The sequence below is a fragment of the Microbacterium sp. genome (assembly GCF_031180975.1).
Classification (GTDB): domain Bacteria; phylum Actinomycetota; class Actinomycetes; order Actinomycetales; family Microbacteriaceae; genus Microbacterium.
Window position 1 is genome coordinate 79,073 of record NZ_JAPSLI010000011.1, and the last position, 20,879, is coordinate 99,951.

At 71.8% G+C, this 20,879-nt stretch carries 21 protein-coding genes; 10 read left to right on the forward strand and 11 right to left on the reverse strand.

What is annotated here, in order from left to right; translation table 11 throughout:
* Positions 1-32 precede the first annotated feature (32 nt).
* The gene (locus tag RIF65_RS14025; RefSeq protein WP_309064847.1) at positions 33-653 is read left to right on the forward strand and encodes a TetR/AcrR family transcriptional regulator; all 621 of its coding nucleotides are present in this window, start codon (positions 33-35) and stop codon (positions 651-653) included.
* 22 nt (positions 654-675) lie between these two features.
* On the opposite strand, the gene RIF65_RS14030 is transcribed toward RIF65_RS14025, so the two are convergent.
* Complete coding sequence (locus tag RIF65_RS14030; RefSeq protein WP_309064848.1) at positions 676-1,020, reverse strand: ArsR/SmtB family transcription factor; 345 nt, start codon at positions 1,018-1,020, stop codon at positions 676-678.
* Between the two features lie 94 nt (positions 1,021-1,114).
* On the opposite strand from RIF65_RS14030, the gene RIF65_RS14035 reads away from it, so the two are divergent.
* The 4 genes from RIF65_RS14035 (at position 1,115) to RIF65_RS14050 (ending at position 4,589) form a co-directional block, all read left to right on the forward strand.
* Entirely contained in the window at positions 1,115-2,485 is a 1,371-nt protein-coding gene (locus RIF65_RS14035) for an NAD(P)/FAD-dependent oxidoreductase (RefSeq protein ID WP_309064849.1), read from the forward strand.
* Positions 2,482-2,886 (forward strand): arsenate reductase ArsC, encoded by a 405-nt coding sequence (locus tag RIF65_RS14040; RefSeq protein WP_309064850.1) that lies wholly within the window; start codon positions 2,482-2,484, stop codon positions 2,884-2,886. Before RIF65_RS14035 ends, RIF65_RS14040 begins: the two co-directional genes overlap by 4 nt.
* A gap of 32 nt (positions 2,887-2,918) precedes the next feature.
* Positions 2,919-3,296 (forward strand): VOC family protein, encoded by a 378-nt coding sequence (locus tag RIF65_RS14045; protein WP_309064851.1) that lies wholly within the window; start codon positions 2,919-2,921, stop codon positions 3,294-3,296.
* A 63-nt stretch (positions 3,297-3,359) separates the two neighbouring features.
* Positions 3,360-4,589 carry an amidohydrolase gene (locus RIF65_RS14050; RefSeq protein ID WP_309064852.1) on the forward strand — a complete coding sequence of 410 codons (1,230 nt, stop codon included), beginning with the start codon at positions 3,360-3,362 and terminating at the stop codon, positions 4,587-4,589.
* Positions 4,590-4,978: 389 nt separating this feature from the next.
* Here RIF65_RS14050 and RIF65_RS14055 read toward each other — a convergent pair whose 3' ends face one another.
* From RIF65_RS14055 to RIF65_RS14070, 4 genes are read right to left on the reverse strand one after another with little or no spacing between them, the layout of a single operon-like run.
* Positions 4,979-5,647: a GTP pyrophosphokinase gene (locus tag RIF65_RS14055; protein ID WP_309064853.1), complete on the reverse strand. Its 669-nt coding sequence runs from the start codon at positions 5,645-5,647 to the stop codon at positions 4,979-4,981.
* A 46-nt stretch (positions 5,648-5,693) separates the two neighbouring features.
* Positions 5,694-7,817, reverse strand: coding sequence for an iron ABC transporter permease (locus RIF65_RS14060; protein WP_309064854.1), 2,124 nt, complete (start codon positions 7,815-7,817; stop codon positions 5,694-5,696).
* A gap of 29 nt (positions 7,818-7,846) precedes the next feature.
* Entirely contained in the window at positions 7,847-8,881 is a 1,035-nt protein-coding gene (locus RIF65_RS14065) for an iron-siderophore ABC transporter substrate-binding protein (RefSeq protein ID WP_309064855.1), read from the reverse strand.
* A gap of 55 nt (positions 8,882-8,936) precedes the next feature.
* The gene (locus RIF65_RS14070) at positions 8,937-9,821 is read right to left on the reverse strand and encodes an ABC transporter ATP-binding protein (RefSeq protein WP_375142204.1); all 885 of its coding nucleotides are present in this window, start codon (positions 9,819-9,821) and stop codon (positions 8,937-8,939) included.
* A 29-nt stretch (positions 9,822-9,850) separates the two neighbouring features.
* Here RIF65_RS14070 and RIF65_RS14075 point away from each other — a divergent pair, with 29 nt between their 5' ends.
* Positions 9,851-10,753 carry a siderophore-interacting protein gene (locus RIF65_RS14075; protein WP_309064856.1) on the forward strand — a complete coding sequence of 301 codons (903 nt, stop codon included), beginning with the start codon at positions 9,851-9,853 and terminating at the stop codon, positions 10,751-10,753.
* A gap of 109 nt (positions 10,754-10,862) precedes the next feature.
* Here RIF65_RS14075 and RIF65_RS14080 read toward each other — a convergent pair whose 3' ends face one another.
* The 3 genes from RIF65_RS14080 to putP form a co-directional block, all read right to left on the reverse strand.
* On the reverse strand, positions 10,863-13,745 hold the full coding sequence (locus tag RIF65_RS14080; protein ID WP_309064857.1) for an ATP-binding protein: 2,883 nt from the start codon (positions 13,743-13,745) through the stop codon (positions 10,863-10,865).
* A 74-nt stretch (positions 13,746-13,819) separates the two neighbouring features.
* Complete coding sequence (locus RIF65_RS14085) at positions 13,820-14,071, reverse strand: hypothetical protein (protein WP_309064858.1); 252 nt, start codon at positions 14,069-14,071, stop codon at positions 13,820-13,822.
* Between the two features lie 88 nt (positions 14,072-14,159).
* On the reverse strand, positions 14,160-15,662 hold the full coding sequence (putP, locus tag RIF65_RS14090) for a sodium/proline symporter PutP (RefSeq protein ID WP_309064859.1): 1,503 nt from the start codon (positions 15,660-15,662) through the stop codon (positions 14,160-14,162).
* A gap of 100 nt (positions 15,663-15,762) precedes the next feature.
* Here putP and RIF65_RS14095 point away from each other — a divergent pair, with 100 nt between their 5' ends.
* Positions 15,763-16,431 (forward strand): DNA alkylation repair protein, encoded by a 669-nt coding sequence (locus RIF65_RS14095; RefSeq protein ID WP_309064860.1) that lies wholly within the window; start codon positions 15,763-15,765, stop codon positions 16,429-16,431.
* Positions 16,432-16,537: 106 nt separating this feature from the next.
* On the forward strand, positions 16,538-16,696 hold the full coding sequence (locus tag RIF65_RS14100) for a hypothetical protein (RefSeq protein ID WP_309064861.1): 159 nt from the start codon (positions 16,538-16,540) through the stop codon (positions 16,694-16,696).
* A 48-nt stretch (positions 16,697-16,744) separates the two neighbouring features.
* On the opposite strand, the gene RIF65_RS14105 is transcribed toward RIF65_RS14100, so the two are convergent.
* Together RIF65_RS14105 and RIF65_RS14110 are read right to left on the reverse strand one after the other, a co-directional pair.
* Positions 16,745-17,665: a DUF998 domain-containing protein gene (locus RIF65_RS14105; protein ID WP_309064862.1), complete on the reverse strand. Its 921-nt coding sequence runs from the start codon at positions 17,663-17,665 to the stop codon at positions 16,745-16,747.
* Positions 17,666-17,842: a hypothetical protein gene (locus RIF65_RS14110; protein ID WP_309064863.1), complete on the reverse strand. Its 177-nt coding sequence runs from the start codon at positions 17,840-17,842 to the stop codon at positions 17,666-17,668.
* Between the two features lie 62 nt (positions 17,843-17,904).
* On the opposite strand from RIF65_RS14110, the gene deoD reads away from it, so the two are divergent.
* Entirely contained in the window at positions 17,905-18,615 is a 711-nt protein-coding gene (gene deoD, locus RIF65_RS14115; RefSeq protein WP_309064864.1) for a purine-nucleoside phosphorylase, read from the forward strand.
* Positions 18,616-18,680: 65 nt separating this feature from the next.
* Positions 18,681-19,712 carry an FUSC family protein gene (locus RIF65_RS14120; RefSeq protein WP_309064865.1) on the forward strand — a complete coding sequence of 344 codons (1,032 nt, stop codon included), beginning with the start codon at positions 18,681-18,683 and terminating at the stop codon, positions 19,710-19,712.
* Positions 19,713-19,852: 140 nt separating this feature from the next.
* On the opposite strand, the gene fbaA is transcribed toward RIF65_RS14120, so the two are convergent.
* On the reverse strand, positions 19,853-20,875 hold the full coding sequence (gene fbaA / locus RIF65_RS14125) for a class II fructose-bisphosphate aldolase (protein ID WP_309064866.1): 1,023 nt from the start codon (positions 20,873-20,875) through the stop codon (positions 19,853-19,855).
* Between the last annotated feature and the right edge of the window lie 4 nt (positions 20,876-20,879).

Consider the following 20,879-nt stretch of genomic DNA (forward strand, 5'->3'; position numbering starts at 1 on the left):
GCCACCGCCAGAAACCGCCGCGGCACACGTATGTGGATCGCGCAAGACCCTCCCGTCGGGCCGCCCAGCAGGCCGCGACTCGCGACGCGGTCGTCGCGGCCGCCGAGCGGCTGTTCCGCGAGCACGGATACGTCGCGACGACGATCGGCATGATCGCGCGTGAAGCGGATGCCGCGGTGCAGACCGTCTACAACACCGTGGGCGGCAAGGCGGCGGTGCTCTCGGCGGTGCTCGACAGGACGGCGTCCGGCCCGGAGGGGCGACCGGTGCTGGAGTTCCTCGCCGGGCGCCTCGAGGCGGCGCCGGATGCGCCGGGGGTGATCCGGGTGCTCGCCGACTGGCTCGCCGAGGCGAACGCGCGCACGCACGCGATCCACCGCGTCATCGCCCAGGGCGCCGCCGTCGACCCCGAGATCGCCGACCTGCAGACCCGGCGCGCACAGCAGCGTCTGGAGCGGTACGGCCGCACCGCGCGACTGCTGCGCGCACGGGGCGGCCTGCGCGACGGGGTCGACGACGCCTCGGTCGCGGCGACGATCTGGTCGGTCGGCTCGCCTGCGGCGTACGAGGCGCTGGTGCTGCAGGCCGGCTGGACGGCGGGCGCGCACCGGGACTGGATGGAACGCACGCTGGCCGCGGCACTGCTGCGTTGAGCGACCGCCCCGACGGCGGGCCTCAGGCGAGCGCGCGCAGCGCGCCGGCCGCCGCATCGAGCGCTCCGTCGGTGAGCGCATAGTACGCCCAGCGGCCCCGCTGATCGCGCGTGACCAGCCCGGCGTCGGCGAGCAGCTTCATGTGATGCGACACGGTGCCCTGCGACAGGCCGACCGGCTCGGTGAGATCGCAGATGCACGCCTCGCCTCCGGCGCCCGCGGCGATGAGCGACAGCAGCCGCACGCGCGTAGGGTCGCCGAGAGCCTTGAACACCCGCGCGATGCGCTCCGCCTCGGCGGCGGGCAGACCGCGCTCGCCCTGCTGCGGAGTACAGCAGGGCGCATCGATCGTCACGGGCAGGCTCATGCCCGACATTCTCGCACGTATTGACAATCATCGATAGGTCGAGCAGGATCGAGCCATCAATACCCATCGACATCCATCGATATGAGGAGTGCGCATGTCCGACCTTCCCGTCGTCGTCATCGGCGCCGGCCCGCAGGGCCTGGCGGCCGCTGCGCACCTGGTCGAGCGCGGCCTCGAACCGCTCGTGCTGGAGCGCGGCGCGTCCGCCGGCGCCGCGGTGGCGGAGTGGGGACATGTCCGGCTGTTCTCCGCCTGGCCGGAGCTCGTCGACCCGGCATCCCAGCGGCTCCTCGAGGCGACCGGCTGGGCAGTGCCCACCGGCGGGTACCCGACGGGGGCGGAATGGGTGGACGGGTACCTCGCGCCGCTGGCATCCGCTCTCGGCGACGGCGTCGGCGACGGCACGCCCATTCGAGTGCGATACCGCGTCGAGGTGACGGGCATCTCGCGCCACAACCGCGACAAGACCGTGGACGACGGCCGCTCCGAGCAGGCGTTCACGGTGCACACGGTCGACGCCACCGGCCGAGAGGGCCGTGTCCTCGCCCGCGCCGTGATCGACGCCGGCGGCACCTGGTCCCAGCCCAACCCCGCCGGCGGCGACGGGCTGCCCGCCGTCGGCGAGACGGCCGCGGCCGACCGCATCTCGTACCGCATCCCCGACGACGTCTCCTCCTTCGCCGGCCGACACGTCGCCGTGATCGGCTCAGGGCACTCCGCCGCGCACGCGGTGCTGCGACTCACCGACCTCGCCCGCCGCGAACCCGGCACCCGAGTGACCTGGATGCTGCGGCGCAGCGCTCCACACGCCGACGGCGGCGCCGCGGATGCCCTGCCCCAGCGGGCAGCGCTCGGCGTGCGCACCCGACGCGCGAGGGAGAAGGGCCTGGTCGACGTGGTGGGCGGGTTCCGCGTCGCCGAATTCCGCGTCGAGACCGACGGCGTGACCGTGGTCTCCGACGACGGCCGAGCGATCTCGGTCGGTCAGGTGTTCGCCCTCACCGGATTCCGGCCCGACACCGGCATCCTGCGCGAGCTGCGGATCGACCTCGACCCGGCGCTCGAGGCGGTCGCCGGCATCGCCCGCGAGATCGACCCGAACATCCACTCCTGCGGCACCGTCGCCGCGACCGGCGCGCGCGAGCTCGCCCAGCCCGAGCCCGGCTTCTTCATCGTCGGCGCGAAGAGCTACGGCCGCGCCCCCACCTTCCTGGCCCTGACCGGGTACGAGCAGGTCCGCAGCGTCGTGGCGCACCTCGCCGGCGACCACGCGGCGGCGGCGCGCACCGAGCTCGTGCTGCCCGAGACCGGCGTGTGCGGCGGGTCGGGCTCGTTCGACGGCGGTACCGACGGTGGAACGGATGCCGGATGCTGCGCCACCCCGCTGCTGCAGATCGGCTCCGCGACGGCGCCGGGCGGCGTACCTGTGCCAGGACCCCCCGCCGATGAGAGGATGACCATATGACCGCCGACAAGCCCTCCGTCCTGTTCGTGTGCGTGCACAACGCCGGACGCTCGCAGATGGCCGCCGGCTTCCTGCGCGAGCTCGGTGCCGGCCGCATCGAGGTCCGCTCGGCCGGCTCGATGCCGGCATCCGAGATCAACCCCGTCGCGGTCGAGGCGATGGCAGAGGTCGGGATCGACATCGCCGGCGAGCAGCCGAAGGTGCTGACCACGGATGCCGTGCAGGACTCCGACGTCGTCATCACGATGGGCTGCGGCGACGCGTGCCCGTTCTTCCCCGGCAAGCGCTACGAGGACTGGAAGCTCGACGACCCGGCCGGGCAGGGCATCGACGCGGTGCGCCCGATCCGCGACGAGATCCGCCGCCGCGTCGAAGCGCTCGTCGCCGATCTGCGGGGCTGACGCCGGCATCCGCGCGGTGGTACCGTCGCCGCATGGATGCCGTCGCCCTGGGCCCGATCGGCCAGATCTCCCGCTCCGTCACCGACATCGAGGCCGCGGAGGCGTGGTATCGGGACGTGCTCGGACTCCGGCACCTGTACACGTTCGGGTCGCTGAGCTTCTTCGACTGCGACGGCGTGCGCCTGTTCCTGTCGGCCGGTGACGGTCCGGTGCACGACGAGTCGATCCTGTACTTCCGGGTGCCGGATGTCGTCGCCGCCCGCGCCGCCCTCGGCGAGCGCGGCGTCGTGTTCACGCACGAACCGCACGTCATCCACACGCACGAGGACGGCACGCAGGAGTGGATGGCGTTCTTCACCGACGTGGAGGGCCGCCCGCTCGCCCTGATGGCGCAGCGTCGACCCGACTGACCCGGCGTCCCCGACACGACCGCGCGGCGGTCGAACGCTTCCGGCGTCACTAGGCTCAGGGGCATGCCGATCGACCTCGAAGCGCTCTACACCGACCTGCACCGGCATCCGGAGCTGTCGTACCAGGAGACCCGCACGGCGGGCATCGCCGCCGCGCACCTGCGCGATCTCGGGCTCGAGGTGCACGAGGGCGTCGGCGTCACCGGCGTCGTCGGGGTGCTCGAGAATCCGGGACCCAAGGGAGAGACCGGACCGGTCGTCTGGCTGCGGGCCGACATGGACGCCCTGCCCGTCAAGGAGGACACCGGCCTGGCGTATGCGAGCACCGCCACCGGCATCGACCCCGACGGCAACACCGTTCCCGTGATGCACGCCTGCGGACATGACATGCACGTGACCGCGATGATCGGCGCCGTCGAGCGCCTGGTCGCCGAGCGGGCCCACTGGCACGGCACGGTCGTGGTGATCATCCAGCCCGCCGAGGAGTACGGCTCGGGCGCACGGGCGATGCTCGACGACGGCATGCTGGTGCGCTTCCCGCGCCCGGATGTCGTGCTCGGGCAGCACGTCACGCCGCTGCCGGCCGGGCTGGTCGGGGTGCGTCCGGGGCCGCAGATGTCGGCATCCGACGGCATCCAGGTCGTCATGCACGGCCGAGGCGGGCACGGCTCGCGTCCCCATTCGACGATCGACCCCATCGTCATGGCGGCGTCGACGGTGATGCGGCTGCAGACCGTCGTGTCGCGCGAGGTCGACCCGCACGAGCTCGCCGTGGTCACGGTCGGGGCGTTCCACGCCGGCACGAAGAACAACATCATCCCGGCTGACGCCACCCTGCAGCTCAGCCTGCGCTACCCGAACGAGGAGCTGCGCGACAAGGTGCTCGCCCGCGTGGAGCGCATCGTACGGGCAGAGGCGATGGCGTCGGGCGCCGAGCGCGAGCCCGAGATCAGCACGATCCACACGCTCCCTGCGACGATCAACGACGCGGATGCCACCGCGCGCGCCGTCAAGGCGTTCCGCGCGGCGTTCGGGGAGCAGGCGGTGGTCGACCCAGGTCTGTACGCGGGCAGCGAGGACGTGTCGTGGTTCGCCCGCGATGCGGGCGCGCCGTTGGTGTTCTGGTTCTGGGGAGGGATCGACCCCGAGACCTACCTGAACGCCGCCGAGCGTGGGACCGTCGACCGCGACATCCCGACCAACCACTCGCCGTTCTTCGCCCCGGTGCTCCACCCCACCATCGAGGTGGGCGTCGGGGCCATGCACGCCGCCGCGCGGGAGTTCCTCGGCTGACGGTTCCGGGGCTGCGCTCCCGTTCGGCTCGCCGCCCGGTCGCAGAGAACGCCGGTTTGCGCGCCGCATAGCGGCATCCGTTGCGACCCGAACGCGCGCGCTCGCACACTCCCCCGCCGACCGCCGCCCAGGTCGCAGAGAACGCCGCTTTGCGCGCCGCATACCGGCATCCGTTGCGACCCGAAACCCACGGCCGACCCGCACCGACCGCCCAGGTCGCAGAGAACGCCGCTTCGCGCGCCGCATACCGGCATCCGTTGCGACCCGAACGCGCGGCCGACCCACACCGACCGCCCAGGTCGCAGAAAACGCCGGTTGGCGCGCCGCATAGCGGCATCCATTGCGACCCGAACGCGCGAGCGCGACCCGAACGCGCACGCGCGACCCGCTCAGGCCTCGATGACCTTACGGTTCACGGCGTGCGCCTCGCGGTGCAGCCGCTCCATCCGCAGGTCGAGCTCGCCCGCGGCATCCGCGGCCTCGGTCAGGCTCTGCACCAGGTGAGTCGGCACCTGCCCCGCGAACTTGTAGTGGATCTTGTGCTCGAGGCTGGCCCAGAAGTCCATCGCGATGGTGCGGAACTGCACCTCGACCGGCACCTGCACAGGTCCGGTCGACAGGAACACCGGCACCTCCACGATCGCGTGCAGGCTGCGGTATCCGTTCGGCTTCGGCGCGGCGATGTAGTCCTTCACGACCCGCACCGTCAGGTCGTGCTGCTGGGTGAACAGCTCGAACAGCCGGTACACGTCCGTCACGAAGCTGCAGGTCACCCGCACGCCCGCGATGTCGGTGATCTCGCGGCGGATGCTGTCGAAGTCGGGGTCGATGCCCTTGCGGGCGACCTTCTCGACGATGCTGTCGGGCGTCTTCAAGCGGCTCTTGACGTGCTCGATCGGGTTGTACGCGTGGCTGTGGGTGAACTCGTCGCGCAGGATCGAGATCTTCGTCTCCACCTCGCGCATCCCGAACTCGTACTCGCGCAGGAACCGCTGGAACTCGTCGCGCAGCTGCCTGGCTTCGGCGATCGCGGCGTCGTCGACGGGAACCGTGCTCATGCTCCCGACGTTACGCATCGGTGATCGGAATCGGCTGGGCGTCGGGCTACGCGTCGCGCGACCGCCACAGCAGCCAGACGAAGTACGGGGCGCCGAGCAGGGCGACGACCAGGCCCGCGGGCAGCTGCGCCGGGGCGAGGACGGTGCGACCGACGGCATCCGCGATCCCGACCAGCACCGCCCCGAGCACGACGGCGACGGGGATGACCCGGCTGTGCCGCGCGCCGACCAGGGCGCGCGCGGCGTGCGGGGCGACCAGCCCGACGAAACCGACCACCCCGACCGCGGCCACGCTGAGCGCCGCCAGCACCGCCGCGGTCAGCAGCAGGGCGAGCCGGGTGCGCTCGAGACGGATGCCGGTGAGCCGCGGCGTGTCCTCGTCCATGGCGATGATGTCGAGGTCGCGGCGCTGCGCGAGCACGAACGGCAGCGCGAGGGCGAGCACGATCGCGAGCGGGACCACCTGCTCCCAGATGCGTCCGTACGTCGTGCCGGAGAGCCAGGTGTAGATCTTCGGGGTGTCGAACGGGCTCGACCGCAGCAGCACGAACGTGGTCAGCGCGACCGTGCCGTACGAGACGCCGATGCCGATCAGGATGAACCGGTCGGCGCTCAGGCCGCCCCGCCACGCCAGGGCGTACACGAGCACGAACGCCAGCAGCGCGCCGGTCACGGCCGCGACCAGCATCCCGAAGGTCGACGCGGTCGCGCCGGTGACGACCAGCACTGCGCCGAGACCAGCACCGCCGGTGATCCCCAGCAGTCCGGGCTCCGCCAGCGGGTTGCGGCTCACCGCCTGCGTGAGCGTGCCCGCCAGGGCGAGCGCCGCGCCGGCGACCACTGCGGCGATCACGCGCGGCGCACGCTCGTCGAGCGCAAATGCCACCAGGGGCGGGGCCTGATTCTGCAGCCAGAGCAGGATGTCGCCGGTGAGCAGCGGGGTGCTGCCGACCAGCAGGCCGACGAGCACGACTGCAGCGAGCGCGGCCACGCCGGTGGCGAGCACGATGACGTACCGGCGTGCGCTGCGCACACCGAAGCGGATGGTCGGCGGACGCCTCGTCGGACCGGCATCCCGCAGTCGTCGTGCCATGAGGACGAGCACGATCGCGCCGACCACGGTCGTGGCGACGCCGGTCGGGACGGCGATTGCGCCCTCCGCGCCGATCAGGGCGCGCAGGATCGCGTCGGCGAGGATCACCACGATCGCGCCGATCAGCCCGGCCGCGGGCACAAGCAGCAGGTGCCGCCCGAGAGCGGGGACGAGGCGCGACAGCAGGCGCGCGAGCACCGGCGCGCACAGGCCGACGAACCCGATCGGTCCGGCGAGCGTGACCGCCGCCGCGGTGAGCAGTACCGACAGCAGGATGCCGATGACGCGCGTCGACCGGATCGGCACGCCGAGCGACGAGGCGGTGTCGTCACCGAGGGCGAGCACGTCCAGCCGGCGGGCGAGCGTGAGCGTGAGGCCGATGACGATCAGCACGACGGGCGCCGCGCGCAGGAAGCTCTCGATGCCGAGCTGCGACAGGCTGCCGTTGCCCCACGCGAACAGGCCCTTGGTCTCTTCGTCGAACAGCACGAGCAGCGCCGAGGTGCCGGCCTGCAGGGCGAGGGCAAGGGCGGTGCCCGCCAGGACCAGACGCGTGGTCGACGACGCGGAGCCGCCCGCGAGTCCGAGCACCAGACCCGCTGCGAGCAGACCGCCCACGAACGCGACGACGCCGGACGCCCAGAACGGAACGCTCAGCCCGAACGCGGTGACCGCGGTGACGGCGAAGTACGCCCCGGCGGTGACGCCGAGGGTGTCCGGCGAGGCGAGCGGGTTGCGGGACAGCGACTGCATGAGCACGCCGGCCACACCGAGCGCGATGCCAACCGCGACGCCGGCGGCGAGCCGTGGCAGCCGCGACCCGAACAGCACGTCGGGGTCGGCGAACACCGCGCCGCTGGTGCCCTGCGTGAGGTGCCATCCGGCGACCAGCACGAGCACCGCGACCAGGGCCAGCAGCGTGCCCGCCGCCGTCAGTCGGCCGCCGGCACCCGCCACCGGCGAGGGCGCGCCCAGCGGTGCCGGCGGCCCGCCGTGCGCCGATGGATGGGGGGTCGGCACGCCGGATGCCGGACGAATCCCGGCATCCGGTCCGACGACTGGCGTGTCGACCCCCATTCCGTCCCCGCTCCCCCGCGCACTCGGCGTCACTTGGTGATGATGTCGACGTACGCGTCGATGATCTGCTCGGCCGAGCGCGGGCCGCCGAACGTCCAGATGCCGCCGGGGAACGCATAGGTGCGGTCCTCCTTCACGGCCGGGATCGACGCCCACGCCGGGTTCTTCCCGGCGGCGTCGATGAAGCTCTCCGAGTCGGGGTCGGTGGTGCCGCTGTACAGCAGGTTCGCGTCGCCGACGGTGGTCATGCCCTCGATGTCGGTCTGGCCCAGGCCGTAGGCCGGGTCCACTTCACCGGTCCAGGCGTTGGTGAGGCCGAGCTCCTCGCCCAGCTCGCCGACGAGCGAGCCCTGGCCGAACGGGCGCAGCGAGACGTTGCCGCCGTCGACCCAGCCGTCGAAGAACACGAACTCCGACACCTCGGGGTCGGCATCCGCGACCTTCTTCTTGGCGTCGGCGAGGTGCTGCTCGAACTCGTCCTTGACGATCTCGGCGCGCTCCTCGCGGCCGGTCGCCTGCGCGATGAGGTCGAAGGTGCCGAGCATCTGCGCGATCGGGTCCTTCGCGTCGGCGCCGAGGGTGGCGAGCACGGGCACGCCGTACTTCTCCAGCTGGCCGATGATCGCGTCGTCACGCGTGTACGCCTCGACGATGACGAGGTCGGGCTCGGTGGCGAACAGCGCGTCGAGGTTGGGCTCCTGTCGGGTGCCGACGTCCTTCACGTCCTCCGGCAGCTCCTCGGCGGTGTCCCAGGTGCGGTAGCCCTCGGCATCCGCGACGGCGACCGGGGTGAGGCACAGCGACAGCACGTCCTCGATCTGCTGCCACTCCAGCACGGCCACCTTCGATGCGGGCTCGTCGAGGGTGACGGTGCGGCCGAACGCGTCGGTCAGCTCGACCGGACCGGTCGAGGTCTTCGTCGTGTCGTCGGCGCAGCCGATGCCGGTCGCGCTGGTGCTGTTCGTGTCGGCGGCGGCCTTCGTTCCGGTCTGCGTGGTGCCGCAGGCGGTCAGGGCGAGGGTGAGCGCGCCGAGGGCGGCGAGCGCGGCGAAGGGCTTGTTCATGGATGCTCCAGGGTGAGGGGACGGGTATCGCCGGGGTGGTGATGAGGGGAACGGGTCAGGCGGGCACGGCCTCGAGCAGCGGGCGCACCCGGTCGTGGTGGCGACCCCGCGGGGCGACGTGGACGCGCCCTGTCGCGGCGTCCACGGTGGTGTCGATGCGCAGCCCGTACACCTCGGTGAGGTTCTCGGAGGTGAGCACCTCCGCCGGCGTTCCGGCCGCCCGGACGCGCCCGGCGTGCATCAGCACGATCTCGTCGGCGACGGATGCCGCGTGATCGAGGTCGTGCAGCACGACGCCCACGGCCGTGCCGCGGTCGGCGAGGTCGCACACCAGGTCGAGCGTCTCGATCTGGTAGCGCAGGTCGAGATGGTTGGTCGGCTCGTCGAGCAGCAGGATGCCGGTGCTCTGCGCCAGCGCCGTGGCCAGCCACACGCGCTGCAGTTCGCCGCCGGACAGCTCGTCGACGGGTCGGTGCTCCATCTGCGCGAGGCCGGTGAGCGACAGCGCCTCGTCGATCGCGCGGCGGTCGGCGTCGGTCATGCTCGAGAACCGCCCGCGATGCGGATGCCGGCCGTAGGCGACCACGTCGCGCACCTCGAGACCGGACGGGTGCGGGCGCGACTGCGACAGCATCGCAACCGTGCGGGAGAACGCCTTCGCCGACAGCGAGGCTGCGTCACGCGGGCCCTCGGCGCCGTCGACGCGGACGGTGCCGGCGTCGATGCGGTGCAGCCGCGCCAGTGCGCGCAGCGCCGTGGACTTGCCGCTGCCGTTCGGGCCGATCAGTGCGGTGACGACGCCCGGGCGCAGGTGCAGCGACACGTCGTGCACCACGCGGGTGCGGCCGTAGCTGAGGGCGAGGGCGTCGCCGTGCAGCTCGCCGGCCGGACGGCCGTGCCGCTCGCCGACGGGGCGCGTGTGCAGGTCGGTGGGGGTCACGTTAGGAGAGCCTAACCTATGATGTACGAGTGATCCACCACCCCTATCGCACCTTCCGCACGACCGTCGCACGCGTCACGCCACTGTCGCCGCACTTCACCCGCATCACGCTCAGCGGCGACGACCTCGCGGACTTCGGCACCGACGGCCTCGACCAGCGCATCAAGCTGATCATCCCGTTGGCCGACGGCTCGGTCACCGACGTGGGTCAGTTCGACGAGTCGCAGAGCATGGCCGAGTGGTACCGGCGGTGGCGGGAGCTGCCCGACGAGCTGCGCAACCCGATCCGCACGTACACGATCCGCGACCCCCGCCCGGAGGCGTGTGAGATCGACGTGGACTTCGTGCTGCACGGCACCGAGGGACCGGCATCCGCCTGGGCGACGCAGGCTCGCGTCGGCGACCCGCTCTGCGTGGTCGGCCCGAACGCCCGCTCGGAGGAGCCGTGCGGCGGCATCGAGTGGAATCCGGGATCGGCGACGTCGGTGCTGATCGCCGGGGACGAGACCGCGGCGCCCGCGATCTGCTCGATCGTGGAGGCGCTGGGCGACGACGTCACGGGCGAGGTGTGCATCGAGGTGCCCAGCGCCGCCGACGCCCTGCCGCTGCGGGCGCCGGAGGGCGTGCGGGTCACCTGGCTGCCCCGCGGCGGCACCGCGCACGGGGTGCGGCTCAGCGCCGCCGTGCACGCGTGGGGCCGGGAGCGCGCGGGTGCGGCATCCGTCGCCGACGCGATCGACGACGAGGCGGCCGGCGACGACATCCTGTGGGAGGTGCCGGATGCCGTGGAGGGCAGCGAGTACGCGTGGCTGGCCGGCGAGGCGGGCACGATCACGGCGCTCCGCCGCCATCTGGTGCGCGACCTGGGCATCGACCGCCGGTCGGTGGCGTTCATGGGGTATTGGCGGCAGGGGCGCGCCGAGGCGTCCTGACCCTGCTGCTGTCGGCGCCGCCGACGGCGCGACCGTCCGACGCGAAGGAGATCGACGCGAATGAAGGACCGCAGACCCGCGGATGCTCCTTCGTTCCGGTCGATCTCCTTCAGGACTGCACGAGCGCCCTCGCCCTGTGCCGCGCCGCTGCTTCGCTGCGGCTCGACGCACCCAGCTTGCGGAGGATCGCCGACACGTGCACGCTCACCGTCTTGACGCTGATGAACAGCCGCTCCGAGATCTGCCGGTTGCTGAGTCCCTCTGCGAGCAGCTCGAGCACCTGAGCCTCTCGGGCGGTCAGTTCGTTCACGCCGCTCGGGTGCTGCTCCGCTCGCACGCCGGATGCCGTGGCGAGGGCGTCCACGTCCTGCGCGAGCCGTACGTGGCCGATCTGCGCGGCGATCAGGGCGGCGTCGGCGAGGACGGATGCCGCCTCGGCGCGACCGGCGCGGTCGCCGCGCACCAGCCGGCGGGCGAGCTCGAGCCGCACCACGACCCGGTACGCGGCCGGCATGTCGTCGGCGTCCGCCACCGGGACGGCGGTGCGCAGCGCGTCGACCTCCCCGTCGAGCAGAGCGGTGAGCAGGACGCCCCACCCGTCAGGACGCTGGCCGGGCGGCGTGGATGCCCAGAGCGCGGCGATCCCGGCGGCCAGCTCACCGGCATCCGCTTCGGTCTCGGCACCCGCTGCGATGGAGGAGGCGGCCCGGAGCGCCGCGACCGCCCACGCCGACTCGAGCAGCAGCCGGGGCCCCTGTGCGTGCAGCGGACCGCCGCGCTGCACCAGGCCGCGCACGATCTCCGCCGCACCGTGGGCGTCGCCCGCGTTCAGCCGCAGCGTCAGTTCCGTGGCGATCAGCGAGTACTCGACCTGCCGCTCGAGGGGCGCGATGCCGAGCATGGTCGGACGCCACTCGTCGAGCAGGCCCCTCGCCTCGTCGAGTCGGCCGCGCCAGGCGAGCAGCCGGATGCGGGTCGCCATCGTGTACACCCGGAAGATGCGGTGGGTGCGGAAGGTGAGGTCCTTGGCCAGCAGCTCCTCAGCGCGGTCCACCTCGCCCAGCTGCAGCAGCGGCTCAGCGAGGTTCTGCGTGAGCAGCGAGCCGCTGGTGCGCTCCACGCCGAGCGTGCGGGCGTGCGCGATGCCCTCCTCGGCAATGCGCACCGCCTCCCGGTGCCGGCCGAGGTGGTGGAGGATGTCGGAGTAGTTCACGTGGTATCGCAGCCGGGCGGTGTCGTCGGCGGCGCGCTCCCACGCCAGCCGGAAGTCCGTCAGCCCGCCCTCGACATCGCCGAGGTGCACGCGGGCGCTGCCGCGCGTGTTCGCCGCCACCGACATCTGCGCGTCGTCGCCGATCCGTTCGGCGATCCGGTAGGCCTCGTCGGCCGTGGCGATCGCCTCCTCAAGCTGCGCGGCGACCATTCTCCGCCCGCCGAGCAGGTTCAGCAGTGTGGCGCGGAGCCGGTCGTCGTCGACGCCGTCCATGCGATCGAGCGCCTGGCAGAGCAGTTCGGCGGAGCCCGGGCGCCCGAGGTTCTGCAGATACAGCGCCTTGTCGCGCAGCAGCCGGGCGTGCAGGCGCGGCTCGACCGTCTTGGGCTCGACCTCGGCGAGGGCGAGATCGACCACGGCCAGCGAACGTTCGCCGTCGCCGGCGTTGCGCAGGATCGACCCGAGCCGCAGCAGCAGCGTCACGCGGTCGACGCCCGCCGCCTCCGCGGCGCTCGGCACCTGGTCCCACAGCTCCAGCGCGAGCTCGCCGAACCGCGCGGCCGTGGAGAACGCGTAGCTGGCCTTCGCGCGCTCCATCGCGGCGATCGCCGCCGACAGCGCGCGGGGTGCGTCGTGCGCCTGATGCCAGTGGTAGGCGAGCGCCGACTCCAGGCAGGACGCGGGGTCGGCCGTCGCCGCGGCCTCGAGGGCCTCGGCGTAGGCGCGGTGCAGGCGCGCCCGCTCACCGGGCAGCAGGTCGTCGTGCACGGCCTCGCGCAGCAGCGCGTGCCGGAACCCATACGAGTCGTCCGGTCGGACCGCGAGAATCGACGCCGCGGCGGCCTCGCGGATGCCGTCGTCCAGGCGCTCGTCGGGCAGCCCTGCCACGCCGGCGAGCAGTTCGTGCGGCACGGGCGCGTCGGATCCTGAGACCGTGCGCACCACGCGTTTGGCGTCCTCGCCGAGCCGGTCGAAGCGCGCGAGCAGCAGGTCGCGCAGCGACTCCGGCAACGGCCCGAGAGCGTTGCAGGACAGCTCCTCGATGAAGAACGGCACACCCTCGGACCGCTCCAGAAGCCGGGCGAAGCCGGTGTCGTCGGTCGGCCCGTTCAGCGCCTCCACCATGGCGCGCACGGCGACGGGGTCGAGCCGGCGCAGCGTCACCCGCTCCAGCAGTCGCGCCCGCTCCGCCTCGACGAGGAACGCGCGCACCCCGCCGCCCCGGCGCACCTCGTCGACCCGGCAGGTGAGGACGAACAGCACCCGATGTCCGGACAGCGCCCTCAGCAGGAACGACAGCATGGCCAGCGTCGCGTCGTCGGCCCAGTGCAGGTCCTCGACGAGCACGACCACTGGGCGCCGTTCGGCGGCCGCCTCCAGCAGGTTGGCGATGGCCTCCCGAAGGGCATCCGGGCTCACGGCGGCGCGGTCGGCGGGGCCGAGCTCTGGGATCAGCAGGCGGAGGGCAGCCCGCGCCGGTCCGGCGGCCTCGGCCCCGTCGTCGCCCAGCGCCGTGAGCACGCCGCGCAGGATCGACGGCAGCGGAGCGTACGGCGCGGGCGTCGCCCCGTAATCCACGCACCAGCCGGTGAACACCGCCGCCGATCGCTCCGCGACGGTACGGAACTCGCGCAGCAGGCGCGTCTTGCCGATACCGGCTTCGCCTGCGACGAGCACGGATGCCGTCTCGCCAGCGGCCGCACGCCGCAGCGCGTCGCCGAGCAGACTCAGCTCGGCGTCACGGCCCACCATGTCGGCGGTCTGGGCGATGAGCGACATGCTCTCATCGTCCCACCGGCCGCCGACATCGGCGCCGATCCGGGCGATGAAAGCGCGATCGGGCGCGGGTGCGATCATGCCGGCGCGCACGCCACGCACGCGTCGGCGGCCTCAGTGCGCCGCTCGCGGGGCGAGGTCGCCGGCGCGACGGCATCCGTTCGTCCCTCCCGGCGGTGCAGCAGCCGGCCGATCCGCACCGTCCACCGCTCGCGGGGCACGAAGCGGTCGGGCTGCTCGAGCATCAGGCGGCGGCGCTCCAGTTCGGTCTCGAGGCGCTCGGCATCCAGGACGTTGACCCGGTGGATGAGGTAGGGGTGCTCGTACATGGGATCTCCTCTTTCGACGCGTCCCACGTTCCTCTCTGAGGGGGCGGGTGGGCATCGGGAGGATTCCCTATTCTTCGAGCGGACCGCCTCAGTTGTCGGCGCGGGGTCGCACCGCGAGCATGGTGCCGGTGTCGGTGAACTCCTGCTGGATCTCCTCGTTGTGCCGATAGGTCACCAGGCTGACCAGCACGGCGGCGACCGTGGCGAGCACGAATGCGGGCAGCAGCTCGTACAGGCCGGTGTTGAGCGCCTTCCAGATGAAGACCGTCGCGGCGCCCACGAACATGCCGGTCAGGGCGCCCCAGGTGGTGAGCTTCCGCCAGAACAGGCTGAGCAGGATGATCGGGCCGAATGCAGCTCCGAAACCGGCCCACGCGAACGACACGAGCCCGAGGATGGTGTCGTTCGGGGTGATGGCGAGCACGATGGCCACGATCGCCACGGCCAGCACCGCCATGCGCCCGAGCAGGACGAGCCGCTTCTGCGACGGCGGGTCCTTCTTCACCACCTTGTACAGGTCCTCGACGAGCGCCGACGAGCACACCACCAACTGACTGGAGATCGTGCTCATGATCGCCGCGAGCACGGCCGCCAGGATGAGACCGGCGACGAACGGGGGCAGCAGCGTCTGCGACATCACGAGCACCACTGTCTCGGCGTTGTCGAGGTCGATGCCCTGCTGCGCCATGTACGCGATGCCGACCAGGCCGGACAGCACCGCCCCGCCCATGGAGATCACCATCCAGGAGATGCCGATGCGGCGAGCGCTCTTGGCCTCCTGCGGCGTGCGCAACGCCATGAACCGCACGATGATGTGCGGCTGACCGAAGTAGCCGAGGCCCCAGGCGAGCGCCGAGACGATCGCGAGCATCGTGGCGCCGGTGACGGCCTCGCCGCCGAGCAGCGCGAGGTGCCCCGCACCGGCGTTCTCGGCGATCAGGCCGCCCGTCTCCCCCAGGCCGCCGATCGCGATCACCGCGGCGACCGGGACGACGATCAGCGCGATCACCATCATCAGTCCCTGCACGACGTCGGTGAACGATGCCCCGAGGAAACCGCCGAACAGCGTGTAGAGCAGCGTGATGCCACCCACCAGCAGCATCCCGAACAGGTAGTCGCCGTTGAACGAGCTCTCGAAGAAGACGCCGGCGGCGACCATGCCGGACGAGATGTACAGCGTGAAGAACACCAGGATGATCAGGCCTGCCAGCACCCGCAGCGTGCGGCTGGAGTCGCGGAGTCGGTTTTCGAAGAAGCTCGGCACCGTGATCGAGTTGCGCGACACCTGCGTGTAGGCGCGCAGCCGCGGGGCGACGAGCAGCCAGTTCAGGTACGCGCCGATGGTGAGGCCGATCGCGATCCACGCCTCGATCAGGCCGCTGACGTAGATCGCGCCGGGCAGTCCCATCACGAGCCAGCCCGACATGTCCGCGGCGCCGGCGCTGATCGCGGCGACCCACGGCGGAAGGTTGCGACCGCCGAGCATGTAGTCCTCATGGTCGTCGGTGCGCCGGAACGCGATGTAGCCGATGAGCAGCATCCCCGCGAAGTACAGCGCCAGGGCGGCGTAGGTGAAGATCTGATCGGACATGGTCGCCCCTCCCTGCGGTGCAGGTCACCGCATGCGGTCGAGAGACATGATGCCGAACAGGGCCGCCCCGCACCAGTGGCGCTCCGCGTAGCCTGGGGTCATGTCGACGCTCACCGCCTCCGACGCGCTCGCCGAACTCGCCGCCCTCGAGGATCCCAAGGCGCGTGCCGTGAACGAGCGGCACGGCGACGCCCACGGCGTCAACCTGTCGAAGCTGCGAACCCTCGCGAAGCGGATCGGCATGGACGCGCCCCTCGCCCGCGAACTGTGGGACTCCGGCGACGTGGCCGGGCAGCTGCTGGCCCTGCTCATCATGCGGCCGCGGGAAGCGGATGCCGACGAGCTCGACGCCATGCTGCGCTCGACGCGCAGCGCCAAGGCGCACGACTGGTTCGTGAATTACATCGCGAAGAAGTCGCCGCTCGCCGAGCAGCTGCGGGTGCGCTGGTTCGACGACGCGGATGCCGACGTGCGCGCCGCCGCCTGGGCGCTCACCACCGACCGCGTCGTGAAGAAGCCCGACGGACTCGACCTCGACGACCTCCTCGACCGGATCGAGGCGGAGTTGAGGGATGCCGATCCCCGACTGCAGTGGGCCATGAACGAGACGCTCGCGAACCTCGGCATCCATCATCCGGCGCTTCGGGAGCGCGCCGTCGCGATCGGCGAACGGCTGCAGGTGCTCGCCGACTACCCCGTGCCGCCGGGCTGCACCTCGCCGTTCGCGCCGCTGTGGATCGCCGAGATCGTCCGCCGCCGAGAGGGCTGAACCGCAGAAGATCCTTGACCGGATCGGCGAATCCGCGCTACCTTATCGATATACGGAACGTTCATTCCGCAGTATGAAACTCATCCCAAGGACGGGAGGTTGTCCCATGGCCGATCAGATCGACCGCAGCGACGAGGCCGCGGTGGCGAGCCCGAGCACAGTCCTGTTCCCCAGTGTCAGCGTCGACCCGGACTTCCACATCCCGCCGCGCGGGCGCGGCGTCCTGCGGCGCGCCATCCGGAACCTGTTCCCGCGCACGTCCTGAGCCGCGCGATTCGGTGCTGACCGCTGCGCGCCGGTTCGCGCGCAGCGGTCAGGCGCGCAACGGCGAGCGCCGTGCCGAGGGCCGTGGCACGTCCGGAGCGAGGATCGCGAGCAGTTGCACGAGGGTCGAGAGCCACAGCAGCACGAGAGCGACCACGATCCCCTCCAGTGCGGCCACCGACAGCATCCGAAAGCCGAAGGTGAGCACGAGTCCGGCGGCGACGAGCACGACGAGGGCGATCGTCAGGACGCGCAGCACCGGTCGCGCCCCCACGACCACGGTCGTCAGGACGACTGCGGCGAGCAGCAGACCGAGCGCGCTGAACGCCGCGATGGCGTGCGGGATCCGGGCCGTGTCGAGCGGCAGCATCCCGACCGCCGCGAGCGCGGCGCCCGCACCGGCCCAGGTGAGCACGACGGAGGCGATCGCGGGCAGGGCGTCGTCCCCCAGCATCCGATGCAGGTCGCGGCCGAGGTACGAGCCGCAGGTGGCGATCAGCAGACCGGCGATGACCACCGTGCCGTTGAAGGCCCAGCCGCCGATTCCGATGCCCAGCTGTGAGAAGCTGCGTTCCCACCACGTCGGGTCGGTCGCGGTGATCATCGCGAACAGCGTGCCGATCACGAGGAACGAGAACAGCAGCGCGGCGAGATCGGCGGTGCTCAGCCGGATGCCGGAACGGAACGCCAGCCGTCCGCCGACCGCGGCGGCGACTCCGGTGAACGCACCGCCCCCCGGTGCGGGGAGCGTGAGCCCTTGTAGGCCGGTGGCCAGCACCTCGCCGGCGAGCAGCACACCCAGCGCGGTGACGCCGGCGACAGCGATGCCGACCGCGACCGCGCTGACGTGCGAGACGATCGCCTGCCAGGGCGGCATGCCCGCCGTCTCGTCCGCACGGTGCACGACCGAGCTGACCGCGAACGCGCCGCCGGCGATCACCGCCGCCACCAGCGCCACCGGGATGATCACCTAGCCGTCGCCGCTGAACGGACGATCGGCGCCCCACAGCACGACGGTGCCGGCGGCCGCGCCCAGGACGAAGCACGCCACCGTGGCCCACATCGTGCGCACCAGCTCGCGCAGCGCTCGCCGCTGGCCGGGCCCGGCCGGGGGCACCGGGTCGATCGTGCGCGTGTCGTGAACCACCCGTTCATCGAAGCATGACCCGCCGACCCGGCGTGCGGGGATCACCGGTCTACCCTGAACGGATGAGCACTCACATCGCCGCAGCCCCCGGGGAGATCGCCCCCATCGTCCTGTTCCCGGGGGACCCTCGCCGGGCGAGGTGGATCGCCGAGAACTTCCTCGAGGATGCCGTGTGCTACAGCGAAGTCCGCGGGATGCTGGGCTTCACCGGCACCTGGAACGGCCACCATGTGTCGGCGCAGGGCTCGGGCATGGGGCAGCCGTCGATGTCGATCTACGCCAACGAACTGTTCGACTCCTACGACGTGCAGACGATCGTGCGGGTCGGCTCGTGCGGTGCGCTGACAGAGCGGGTCGGCATGCGCGACATCATCATCGCGAACGGCGCGTGCACCGACTCGGGGATCAACCGGGTGCGCTTCCACGGCCAGGACTACGCACCGGTGGCGGACTTCGGACTGCTGCGCGCGGCGGTCGAAGCGGCGGAGGGGATGCAGCTGGACAGTGCGGTGCACGTCGGGCTGCTGTTCTCCAGCGACCAGTTCTACAGCACCCGGACCGAGCTCACCGAGCCGCTCGTACAGCACGGCGCGCTCGCCGTGGAGATGGAGACCAGCGCCCTGTACACCCTCGCCGCGTACCGGCAGCGCCGGGCGCTCAGCATCTGCACCGTGTCGGACCACCTGGTGACGCACGAGGAGACCACGGCATTGGAGCGCGAGCAGACGTTCGGGGAGATGATCGAGATCGCGCTGCGCGCCGCGACGGCCTGAGCCGGCACGGGTGAGCACGGCATCCACTCGACCGGCGAGATGCCCGCCCCGCTAGCGTTGGGGGCATGCGCATCCCCGCGGCGATCCGGTCATCCCGGCGAGCACCACTGCTGCAGGTGCTCAAGTCGGCGGCCGCGACCATCGCGGCGTGGCTCATCGCCGGGTGGCTGATCCCTGGCCCGCTGCCGGTGTTCGCGGCGATCGCCGCGCTGCTCGTGGTGCAGCCGAGCGTCAACCAGTCGCTGTCGAAGGCGCTCGAGCGCAGCGTCGGCGTAATCGCCGGCGTCGCGATCGCCGTGCTGCTGAGCCTCGTGCTCGGGCCGCAGAGCTGGGTGGTGCTGGCCGCGATCGTGGTCGCCATGCTGGTCGCCTGGGCCTCGCGCGCTTCGCCCGGTACGGGCAATCAGGTCGCGATCTCGGCCATGCTCGTGCTGGCGCTGGGCTCGTCGAGTCCCGGGTACGCGGTCGATCGCATCCTGGAGACGCTGATCGGCGCCGCGATCGGGTTCGTCGTCAACGTGCTGGTGGTGCCGCCCGTGCACACCGCGCCTGCGCGGCGTGACCTCGGTCTGCTCGGGCGCGAGGTGGCCGCCAGCCTGGAGCGTCTGGCCGACGCCCTCCCGTCGGTGCGGACCCGCGCCGATCTGGAGGCGCTGATGGTACAGGTGCGGCTGCTGCGGCCGATGCGGGGCGCCGCTGACATGTCCCTCACGACGGCCGAGGAGTCTCTGGCGCTGAACCCGCGCGGGTCTCGGCACCGCGACGACCTCGTCGCCATGCGAGCGCTGCTCGACCGGCTCTCTCCCGTCGTCACACAGGTGATCGGCATGACGAGGGCCTACTTCGACCATTACGACGACGCCCTGGCCGACGATCCGACGGTGCGGGCCATCGCCGAGCAGCTGCGGAGGGCGGGGCACGACGTGCGGCTGGCCGTGCAGCAGTCGGATGCGGCGGACGAGCCGGCGACGTCGGCGATCCCGGCGCTGACGACTCCCCTGGTGGTGCGCCGCCCGGCATCCGAGCACTGGGTGCTGATCGGATCGCTCATGGAGGACCTTCGCCGCATCCACGGCGAGCTCGCCGGCGAGCGCTGAGCACGTCTCGCCGGTCGGCGTTCACAACTCAGGAGAACCGGCCGGGTTCGGGCGCGCAGGCGGCGATGTGATCGTCGCCACGCGGCTTCGTTCCTGAGTTGTGAACAACCCTGCGTCACGCGGCGCGGAAGCGGTGGCGCTCAGCGCAGTGCGTTACCCGCCGAGCCGAGCTGCTCCGCGGCCTCGACGACTCGCGCCGCCATCGCAGACTCGGCCGGCTTCCCCCAGGAGCGTGGGTCGTACGCCTTCTTGTCGCCGTAACCACCGTCGACCTTGAGCACCCGGTTCCAGTTCGACATCATGTGCCCGGCGATCGAACTCGTGAAGGCGTACTGCGTGTCGGTATCGATGTTCATCTTGACGACGCCGTGCGCCACCGCCGCGGCGATGTCCTCCGTCGACGACCCGGATCCGCCGTGGAACACGAGGTCGAACGGGCGGTCCCGCCCGATCTCGGCGCCGATCGCCTGCTGGATGTCGCCGAGGATCTCCGGCCGCAGATGCACGGACGCCGGGTTGTAGACGCCGTGCACGTTCCCGAACGTGAGCGCGGTCAGGTAGCGGCCGCGCTCCCCTGCGCCGAGCGCCTGCACCGTGGCGCGGGCGTCCTCGACGGTGGAGTACAGATCGTCGTTGATCTCGTGCGAGATGCCGTCCTCCTCGCCGCCGACGACTCCGATCTCGACCTCGAGCAGCGTGCGGGCGCGGCCACTCAGTTCCAGCAGCTCCTGGGCGACGCGCAAGTTCTCATCGAGGGCGACGGCGGACCCGTCCCACATGTGTGACTGGAAGAGCGGTTCCTCTCCGCGCTCGACGCGCTCGATGGAGTCCGCCAGCAGCGGGCGCACCCAGTCGTCCAGGTTCTCCATCGGGCAGTGGTCGGTGTGCAGCGCGACGGTCACGCCGTAGTCCTTGGCGACCTCGCGGGCGTAAAGGGCGAGCGCCTTCGACCCGGTCGCCCTGTTCTGCACACGCGCACCGGAGAGGTACAGCGCCGTGCCGAGGGACACCTGGATGATGCCGTCGCTCTCCGCATCGGCGAAGCCCTGCAACGCGGCGTTGAGCGTCTGCGAGCTGGTCACGTTGATCGCGGGCAGCGCGAACCCGCGGGACTTCGCGTTGTCGATCATGGCGACGTACTGCTCGGGGGTGGCGATCGGCACAGAT